Below are 4,447 nucleotides of genomic sequence, written 5' to 3'. Positions count from 1 at the left end.
AAACACAGATGATCCGCGCTCAGAACTTCGTCCACGCGAGGCGGAACAAGATAACCCTGCTCTGGAGAATAGGGAAGATAACGTGACATACTCTCTTCTCGTATAAATAACTCCGAAAATCAAGTAGTACTCACACAGACTCTTACGCCCGGTACCCGGAACAACCATCGAAACAGTGCGATGGATCGGTCGTATTCCGGAGATCGAGCTTCAGCTCTCGAACGGGCTGAAGCTTGTTTCACGGAGAAGCGCACCAGGCGCTCCCGACTGGGCTCTAACCTCTCTTCAAGGTGCCGAAATCTATGTGCGTGCGGGACGAATCGTCTGGCGCGACTTAAACTAACAAGTAAGGTGTATCAATAAATTTCGCTGCGGAATTATAGAGCGGGCCTTCAGCCCTTTGGTTTTGAATGTGCCCGGAGACCTGGGGCGTTGCCCCAGGCTGGTATAGAACGCGCCTTCAGCGCTCGGAGCCAGCTAGCTTCTTCCACACCTTCCGCCACCAGCTCACCCGCTGCTGCGGCATCTCCACTCCCGGCTGGACGAAATAATCACAGCACTCCGGAACGCTCTGGAGCACCCTCGGGTCCGTCCCTGCATACCGGTGACAGCCGAAGTCCTGCTGTTTCAGGATCTCGATCGCCCGTTTCAGATCCTTCTTCGTGGCCGGCTGGCGCATCCAGCCGCAGTGCGGCGGCGAACTTTCGACCCAGTTCACCAGCTCCGGGGCGATCTTCTGGGGAATGCCGCAGCCCAGACACTCATTCTGAATGACGTAGAAGTCGCCGGGGACGGAACGAGGGTCTGCTGTAAAACGTGGCTCCATAGGGTAGATAAGGAAAGATTAGCCTCCCCGACGGCGTGCCGCCAGCCCGTGCTGGTAAACTGTTGGAGGCGGCAGATTCCTGCCGGTTCCCCGCAAAACTCAAGTTTTCAGAACAGGATCCACTCCCGTGAGCAACGCCACTACGCCTATTCGGAATATCGCCATCATCGCCCACGTCGACCACGGCAAGACCACGCTGGTTGACGCGCTGCTGCGCCAGAGCGGCACCTTCCGCGCGAACGAGGCCGTGGCCGAGCGCGTGATGGACTCCAACGAGCTCGAAAAAGAGCGCGGCATCACCATTCTGGCCAAGAACACCGCCGTCCACTACGGCGACTCCAAGATCAATATCGTCGACACCCCCGGCCACGCCGACTTTGGCGGCGAAGTAGAACGCGCCCTGAAGATGGTGGACGGTGTCGTCCTGCTGGTCGACGCCAGCGAAGGTCCCTTGCCGCAGACCCGCTACGTGTTGTCCAAGGCTCTCGAGGCCGGCCTGCCTCCGATCCTTGTTATCAACAAGATCGACCGTCCCGATGCCCGTCCCCAGGAAGTTCTGAACGAGGTTTATGACCTGTTCATCGACCTCGACGCCGATGAGAGCCAGCTCGAGTTCCCCGTGGTTTACACCAACGGCAAGGCCGGTACCGCCACCATGGACCTGGCCCAGCCCGGCACCGACCTGAAGCCGTTGTTTGACACCGTCCTCGCGAAGATTCCGCCGGCCGTCGGCGATCACGAAGGCGCCCTCCAGATCCTGGTGACCAACCTCGACTACTCCGACTACCTTGGCCGCCTGGCCATCGCCCGCGTCTTCAACGGCAATCTGAAGACCGGTGACGAAGTGAACGTCGCCAAGCTGGACGGAACACTGCAGAAGACCAAGATCACCAAGCTGTTCAGCTTTGCCGGCCTGAAGCGGACCGACATCGAGCAGACCCAGATCGGCGACATCGTCGCCATCGCCGGCGTTGCCGGCATCACCATCGGCGAGAGCATCACCGGTGTGGACAATCCGCAGCCGCTGCCGAAGATCACCATCGACGAGCCGACCATCGCCATCCAGTTCTCGGTCAACAACTCGCCCTTCTCCGGACGCGACGGCCAGTACGTCACCAGCCGTAACCTGCGCGACCGCCTCGACCGCGAGCTGCTGACCAACGTCTCCATCCGCGTGGAAGAGACCGATTCACCCGATAGCTTCAAGGTGCTGGGCCGTGGTGAGCTGCAGCTCGCCGTGCTGATCGAAATGATGCGCCGCGAAGGCTTCGAGCTGATGGTCGGCCGCCCTGAGATCGTCACCAAGCGCATCGACGGCGCCCTGATGGAACCGGTGGAGTATGTGACCATCGACGTTCCGGAAGAGTTTGCCGGAACCGTGATCCAGAAGCTTGGGCCTAGAAAAGGCGAGATGGTGAAGATGCACGGCCAGGGCCGTGTGCGTATGGAGTTCAAGGTTCCCAGCCGCGGCCTGATCGGCCTGCGCTCGGAGATGCTGACCGAAACGCGCGGCACCATCGTGATGAACTCCATCTTCGACGGCTACACCAACTACCAGGGTGAGATTCCGCAGCGTCCCAGCGGAGCCCTGATCAGCGACCGCGCAGGCACAACGACCACCTATGCACTGAACGGCCTGCAGGACCGCGGCGTTCTCTTCGTCGGCGATGGTATCGAAGTCTACGAGGGCATGGTCGTCGGCGAGCACTCGCGTGACAACGACCTCGACGTAAACTGCGTCCGCGAAAAGAAGCTGACCAACATGCGCGCCAGCTCGGCCGATGAAGCCCTGCGCCTGGTGCCCTACAAGCAGCTCACGCTGGAGCAGTGCATTGAGTTCATCGCGGACGATGAACTGGTTGAGGTCACGCCGAAGAACCTGCGCCTGCGCAAGAAGGTCCTGCAGGCCAACCGCCGTCCACGCCGCAACCAAAACGTGGAGTAGTAGGCTTACGTCTAAGAGCTAGTCTCGGAGATTTGATGGCAGTACAGCCGGAAGCAGCACACGAAAGACAGCACCACGATCGTCCGGCCCCCGTCTGGCTGCAACGCATTTCGCTGTTCATCCTGGTACTCTTCTGCGTTTACCTGGGTGTGCTGGTGACGGTGCTTCCGTGGTGGCCCCGCGTCTGGGACCACAACAATCTCTTCAACGCTTATCCCACCATCGGCGCCATTCTACGGAATGGCGCCATCAAGGGCCTGATCTCAGGCCTCGGCTTGCTGGACATCTGGATCGGCATCAGCGAAGTGATCCAGTATCGCGACTATCGCGGCTAGAGCATTTCTCCTGTAGGTGTGGTGTAGGGATTCCGTATCTATGGGCGTTTTCCGCAATGAAAACGCCGCTGCACTCCCCTTCCGGGCTACCCAGCAACAGGAGAAATGCTCTAACGCCGGGTTGAATAGTGCAATAGTTGAATGGTTTTGACGCAGTACCAATCGTTGACCATTCAACTATTCAACCAATCAACCATTCAACTACCCTTGTGTTATGAGTCAGCAGCATCCGGTTCCGGATCCCCTCCAGCACGCTCCCCTCGCCTACGAGGACGATCACTTCATCAATTCCCCCGATGGACGCATCTTCCGCATTCTGGCGGAGTACTCTGAGCCTCTTGCGCGCTTTCGTAAGGAACGCGTCCAGGACACAGTCGTCTTCTTCGGTTCCGCCCGCTTTATCGGTATGGACGCCGCCGAAGACCAGATGCGACTGCTGGAGAACACCGGTTCCGCGAAGCTTGCACCGGAAGAAGAACAGCCGGCGTTCGACGGCGAAGAGACCAGCGAGCTGAAGAAGAAACGTACCGAAGCCGCCATTGAGATGGCTCGCTATTACGAAGACGCGCGCACACTGGCAAACATGATGGCTACCTGGGCGATGAAGCTCCCAGGCCGCCGCAATCGCTTCGTCGTCACCTCCGGCGGAGGGCCGGGCATTATGGAGGCCGCGAACCGCGGCGCCACCGAGGCCGGAGCCAAGACCATCGGCCTGAACATCGCGCTCCCCTTCGAACAACTGCCGAACCCCTGGATCACCCCCGAGCTCAACTTCCAGTTCCACTACTTCTTCATGCGTAAGTACTGGTTCGCCTACCTCGCAAAGGCTCTGGTGGTCTTTCCCGGAGGCTTTGGAACGCTGGACGAGATGTTCGAGCTCCTGACCCTCGCCCAAACCCGCAAGCTGGCCAAACAGATCACGGTCGTGATCTACGGCCGCGAATACTGGTCGCAAGTCATCAATCTCGATGTGCTGGTGGATAAGGGAGCAATCGCCGTCAAAGATCGCGATCTTTTCCAGTTCGCCGACACACCGGAAGAAGCGTTCCATCTTCTGGTCGATGGTCTGACGAAGAACCATCTGCAGCCGCAGGCCGAACCGGCCACTCCGCCTAGTGTGGAAGATTTCGTCGGTCCGGATATCGCGAAGACGAGAGGGTGAGAAGCAGTTGCTGGTTGCTGGTTCCTAGGGCGTATCGACATATTCACTTCCGCTGCGGGAGAGTTTTTTGTTGCAGTTTTTGCATGGGAGTATTGCGCTACGAGCTGACCGATGCTCAGTGGAATCGGATAGAAGGGTTGTTGCCAGGCCGAGCGGGTCATGTGGGCCGTCCCCGTCCT

Annotated in this window: 4 protein-coding genes; 3 read left to right on the top strand and 1 reads right to left on the bottom strand. The window is 59.2% G+C overall.

Going from position 1 to position 4,447, the window contains the following annotated elements; all coding sequences use genetic code 11:
- Positions 1–460 precede the first annotated feature (460 nt).
- Positions 461–826: a hypothetical protein gene (locus AB4Y89_RS24345; RefSeq protein WP_442303538.1), complete on the bottom strand. Its 366-nt coding sequence runs from the start codon at positions 824–826 to the stop codon at positions 461–463.
- Between the two features lie 127 nt (positions 827–953).
- Between AB4Y89_RS24345 and typA the strand changes: the two genes are divergently transcribed.
- From typA to AB4Y89_RS24330, 3 genes are all read left to right on the top strand, one after another.
- Entirely contained in the window at positions 954–2,771 is a 1,818-nt protein-coding gene (typA, locus tag AB4Y89_RS24340) for a translational GTPase TypA (protein WP_442303537.1), read from the top strand.
- 35 nt (positions 2,772–2,806) lie between these two features.
- Entirely contained in the window at positions 2,807–3,106 is a 300-nt protein-coding gene (locus tag AB4Y89_RS24335; RefSeq protein ID WP_442303536.1) for a hypothetical protein, read from the top strand.
- A gap of 214 nt (positions 3,107–3,320) precedes the next feature.
- Positions 3,321–4,268 carry a TIGR00730 family Rossman fold protein gene (locus AB4Y89_RS24330; protein WP_442303535.1) on the top strand — a complete coding sequence of 316 codons (948 nt, stop codon included), beginning with the start codon at positions 3,321–3,323 and terminating at the stop codon, positions 4,266–4,268.
- Positions 4,269–4,447: the final 179 nt, after the last annotated feature.

It is taken from the genome of Terriglobus sp. 2YAB30_2, from assembly GCF_052114765.1.
GTDB lineage: Bacteria > Acidobacteriota > Terriglobia > Terriglobales > Acidobacteriaceae > Terriglobus.
The sequence above is the reverse complement of the archived record's forward strand: the minus strand, read 5'-3'. Positions and strand labels throughout refer to the sequence as shown.

Bases quoted from the DNA above. Each gene is read 5' to 3' on its own strand.
- AB4Y89_RS24345 (WP_442303538.1), bottom strand. From the start codon at position 826: ATGGAGCCACGTTTTACAGCAGACCCTCGTTCCGTCCCCGGCGACTTC.
- AB4Y89_RS24335 (WP_442303536.1), top strand. From the start codon at position 2,807: ATGGCAGTACAGCCGGAAGCAGCACACGAAAGACAGCACCACGATCGT.
- AB4Y89_RS24330 (WP_442303535.1), top strand. From the start codon at position 3,321: ATGAGTCAGCAGCATCCGGTTCCGGATCCCCTCCAGCACGCTCCCCTC.